This window comes from Microcystis sp. M53598_WE2, assembly GCF_030067735.1.
GTDB lineage: Bacteria > Cyanobacteriota > Cyanobacteriia > Cyanobacteriales > Microcystaceae > Microcystis > Microcystis aeruginosa.
Genome location: NZ_JASJFE010000011.1, coordinates 1 through 4,014 on the forward strand (window position 1 = coordinate 1; position 4,014 = coordinate 4,014).

Annotated in this window: 5 protein-coding genes; 1 reads left to right on the forward strand and 4 read right to left on the reverse strand. The window is 39.3% G+C overall.

Annotation, left to right across the window (positions count from 1 at the left end; all coding sequences use genetic code 11):
* Nucleotides 1-734: ParA family protein (locus PX636_RS00255; RefSeq protein ID WP_288115848.1), on the reverse strand; the 734-nt coding region annotated here is incomplete at its 3' end.
* Nucleotides 735-749: 15 nt separating this feature from the next.
* Nucleotides 750-1,805, reverse strand: a complete 1,056-nt coding sequence (locus PX636_RS00260; RefSeq protein ID WP_288115849.1) for a metallophosphoesterase family protein — start codon at nucleotides 1,803-1,805, stop codon at nucleotides 750-752.
* Nucleotides 1,806-1,912: 107 nt separating this feature from the next.
* Here PX636_RS00260 and PX636_RS00265 point away from each other — a divergent pair, with 107 nt between their 5' ends.
* Nucleotides 1,913-2,389: a pyroglutamyl-peptidase I family protein gene (locus PX636_RS00265; RefSeq protein ID WP_288115850.1), complete on the forward strand. Its 477-nt coding sequence runs from the start codon at nucleotides 1,913-1,915 to the stop codon at nucleotides 2,387-2,389.
* Between the two features lie 82 nt (nucleotides 2,390-2,471).
* On the opposite strand, the gene PX636_RS00270 is transcribed toward PX636_RS00265, so the two are convergent.
* Nucleotides 2,472-2,969 (reverse strand): hypothetical protein, encoded by a 498-nt coding sequence (locus PX636_RS00270; protein ID WP_288115852.1) that lies wholly within the window; start codon nucleotides 2,967-2,969, stop codon nucleotides 2,472-2,474.
* Between the two features lie 588 nt (nucleotides 2,970-3,557).
* A partial coding sequence (locus PX636_RS00275; RefSeq protein ID WP_288115853.1) for an MAE_28990/MAE_18760 family HEPN-like nuclease occupies nucleotides 3,558-4,014 on the reverse strand: 457 nt, incomplete at its 5' end.

The window sequence follows — 4,014 nt, forward strand, 5'->3', positions numbered from 1 at the left end:
GCTTGAAAATCCTGTTGTACCCGGCGCATGACTTGATTATAGTAGCGACTGAGTAAACCACCACCGGAAAGAATAAAAACTATACCGAGTAAACCGGGGTTAATCGGTTCGGTTTCTTGATGACTAGCTTTCAGTTTAACTATTCTTCTTTCTAATAGCTGAATGCCGACAATTGATAAAGGTTCGGGACGGGCAGGTAGTAAATAAAAATGACTGCTACATAGACCACTACGAGTTAAAAGATTATAGCCCGGAGCGCAATCCATGATAATATAATCGTAACGGTCTTGAATGGGATCAATGATTTTTTGAATTAAGATTCTTTCCAGGTTATTCCAAGCATGATCAAAGCCTAAATCTTCCTGTAAAATTGCTTGGTGGTGCAGGGTTTCTGAGACGACATATTCATCATAAAGTTCGATGTCTCCCGGCAGTAAATCTAAGCCTTGTATTTCACAGACTGAAGGGACAATAATATCATCAATAGTTAATTTATTGTAGGGATTGGGTTTGATAATTGCTTCTAATAAATAGCTTAAAGTGCGTTTTTTGCGACGCAGTTGAGCGAATTCGTGGGGAGACATTAAGCTAAGAGTCGCACTGATTTGAGCGTCTAAATCGAGGACAAGGACTCGTTTTTGCTGAAATTTAGCTAAACAGGTGGCAAGGTTGACGGTAAGGGTAGTTTTTCCTACTCCTCCTTTCATATTAACGGTGCTGATGACAGTGGCCATTAGGGGAATTCCTTTCTAGTTAACCGATGGAATATCTCGACGTAAAACTTGCCCGTTGGGAGCCATAATCAAAGGAGGTAAACTGGTAATATTGATCGCCTCTTGGGTTTTCATGTCGTAGGTGGTGTAAACTGTTTCCTGTTGATGGGGATTAATATCGACAATTGTTAGGGTTTTTCTGGGCGCTTGTTCACTGTTCAATAACCGTCGCGGTCCACTGCCTAAAGCTCCCGCGTGTAATAATTGTAATTGCCCCCGTTTACCCGGATAGTAAGCGTGAGCGTGGCCACTAATATAAGTATGCACCTGATGGCCCTCTAAAAACGCTCTTAATTTCTCGGCATCGGCTAAATAATCCCCCGGTCGATTTCTGCCCACGGCAATACCGTAGAGGGGTAAATGACCGATTACTAGCCGCATCCTAGCATTTTTAGCGTCGCTACTACTCAAGTTTTTTGCTGCCCAATTTAGTTGTTGCCCAGAGATTAAATGAGTGGAGGCATCCCAAACTAGATAGAATATACCATTTTGAGTGAAAGTATAATAAAAAGGAAAGCCGGTTTTATCGATAAAATTTAAACTTGTATCATGTTGGGGGTTTTGCCAATAATCTTGGGCTAATTTTCTCTCTTGAGCATAGACAAATTTTCCTGCCGATAGAGATCCAGAAGCGTCATGATTACCGATGGTAAAACCAAAAGGTATTTTAGCAGCTCGCAGGGGCGCGGCGATATGGCGATCAAAGGCTGACCACATGGCGTTAATTGCTGCCTCTGTCAAGCTGCTTTTTTGTCCTGCCACCATGTCGCCACCACAGAGGACCAGATCGGGTTTATTATTGATAATTAAAGGGATAGCTCGATCGATTTCGGGATCGTAAGTTGTGGAACCGTATTGACTATTAAGGTCACTAATCACAATTATCTTGACTTTTTTCGCCTTTTGTGCTTGTTTAACAGCCGACTCAGGGGGATTTTTGGAAGTAACAGGCTGTAAAATTTGATGAGCGCAAGCTACCAAGCTAAAACCGCCTAAACTGCCACTGATCAGCAAAAATTTACGGCGTTGCATAGGATATCAATCTCGTCTTTAATTGAGGTCACGTCAGTTATTGTAGCAATTTTTGTCCCCTCGCTCGCTTTTTTGTTGATCATCCCAATTAACTATCAGGAGATAACTTGACAATTCTCTTAACTTCTTTTGCGCCTTGGTTATGCCATCACCGGAGTAATTCCTCCGATGATTTGTTAGTATCCATTCAAGATAATTATCCAAAAAAGCTTTTATTTTTGCGTCAACTTCCCGTTAATACCCATCGAGCCAGTGAACGAGTTATCAAAGCTATTCAAAACAAAAAGCCTGATTTCGTTATTTGTTGTGGCATGGCAGAAAATCGTTATCGTTTAAGTTTAGAATCTCAGGCTAGGAGTAGCACAAAAAAGTTATTTACACCAATTCCTCTTAAGGATTTTGTCAAAGAGCTTGCCTATAGCTATATCAGCGATAATGCCGGTCAGTTTGTCTGCGAAGAATTATATTTTCAAGTCTTAAAACATCATCCGAGAGCCTTATTCGTTCATGTGCCGCTTTTAACTGACAAAAATTTTGCCATTATTCAAAGAGATTTTCAAAAAATTATCACGCTTAGTCGTTAGCTCATACAGTATAATTCGGGAGTCAGTTTCAAGAGAAAAAGGAAAAAGGATATCTTGATATTTTGCCGAGCAACAAGCAAGGTTATTGCAAACGTGCAGTACATTGACCTATACTTATATTTTGCCAAATCACATAGTAGGTATTATTTGGTATTACATTAATTACCCCTTCCCCATAGACTTGACAATTGCCAATAGTTTGACAACGAATTTGTCCAGTTATTTGATATCTTTGTTGTCCTAAGTCAATATTATTTATAGTAGAAAAATTTCCTTGCGGATAAAAATATTCACCACTAATGTTGACAGCTATGGGCAGAACACATCCAAAATTATCCCCGGCATAAGCTATATTAATTGAGGTTTTCTGTGGCGTATATGTAGGGTTTAGTATTGGTGCCGGTGTTGGTGGTGGCGTATATGTAGGGGTTGGTATTGGTGTCGGTTCCGGGGATTTACCAGCAAAAAAAGATTTAATTTCTTGCCACCACCAGGGGGCTGTCGCTCCAGCAAGAAGGGCTATAATAACAGAACTAATAATCTGTACGATTAAACTATTGTTTTTATTATCACTGGACATTTTCCTATTCCTCACTTGTGGATACATCGTTTACCATATACATGAGGTTATTTCTCGCATCTGAAATACCTAATTGGCAAGGATTAGTCTATGCTTTACCTTGAGAAGAAAGGCTGTAATTAATTAGCTATTGACATTTGAGAAAATTACTGCAAGTCTAAGCAATCTAATATCTTCTGCCAGACTAGCACTTAATTAGGGATACGTCATCTGCTTGTTACATTAGTGGGACTTAGGCGTTTTCGGTCAGCAAAAAAGGCTCAAACCATTACGGGACAAAGGGTTAACCTCGATTTATGATTTTCCTTGATCTATCTGGGTTTCAGCGATTGTGAGCTTCTCGAAGTAAATACCAAGCGGGGATTGAAGTTGAGGCTTTTATCGATTTGTTTTTTGTCTAAGTCCCACTATGACTTGATTATAGCTAAAAAAGTTCGGTTTTGTGTTTAAGTCCCATTAGACTCACAGTTTCAATGAATAAGCATGGTGCGTTCCCAAAAATCTATTGGTGGAGCAGTAGGACTTGCATCAGGGAACGCACCCTACAGCTACAGCTAATTACTATTACCTGCTATTTGTTACAATACGCTACTGCGACTTTAAGAATGTTTTATGTTTAAGAACATACAACATTTTCAATCGGATTTCATACATCAAATCTGTCACCAACTTCTTAAATCTGGTATAGACTTTCTGGTTAATCCTCTCCTCTGGTGCTAAATCACCTCCATGAGCTACCGCATTGCGTAACCGCAGAAATAACTCTAAGGATTCCTTTAAATTACGATTCGGATGTGCATAATCCTTCCAATGTTCTGGAAACTTTTCAAGTGCAAAGCTTTTGAGTAATTTGTTTAAGACGTTGAAACCAACATTACTCTCGGTATTAACAACTCTTGAAATAGTGCAGCTATCCCTAGCGTGAAACGCTTTAAGTGAGGCAAAAAAACTTACTTTTTTATTGTCATTTGTAGGATATTCCTTGAATTGTTGAAAGGATTTTTCAATGTGGAGAATAACTATTTCATCGCAAAAATTATGAAGA

Coding starts and splice junctions, on each gene's coding strand:
- PX636_RS00260 (WP_288115849.1), bottom strand. CDS start 1,805: ATGCAACGCCGTAAATTTTTGCTGATCAGTGGCAGTTTAGGCGGTTTT.
- PX636_RS00270 (WP_288115852.1), bottom strand. CDS start 2,969: ATGTCCAGTGATAATAAAAACAATAGTTTAATCGTACAGATTATTAGT.